1 pseudogene is annotated in these 252 nt (G+C 63.9%); it reads right to left on the bottom strand.

Annotated elements, in window-relative coordinates:
- Positions 1 to 252, bottom strand: a pseudogene (locus IF67_RS0138555) (ABC transporter permease); the annotation flags it as partial.

The following is a 252-nucleotide window of genomic DNA, read 5'->3' as shown; positions in this document are numbered from 1 at the left end:
GCCCTTGAGGATCAGGTCGATGCTGAACATCACGCCCGACGCATACATCCACGTCCGCATGATGAACGGCATCAGCTGCGCCAGGTCCGGGGTCTTGCTCCCCAGCCGGGCCATGACCATCGCCAGGCCGGTGTTGAAGACGAACTGGAGCGTCAGCGCCGGGATGACCAGCAGCCACGACCAGGTGGGCATCTGCCCGTAGCCGAGCAGGATCACCACCAGCACACCCATCGAGAACAGCAGCTGCTGGAG

The organism is Streptomyces sp. NRRL S-1813, from assembly GCF_000719605.1.
Lineage (GTDB): Bacteria > Actinomycetota > Actinomycetes > Streptomycetales > Streptomycetaceae > Streptomyces > Streptomyces decoyicus.
This window is presented reverse-complemented; position numbering and strand designations above follow the sequence as displayed.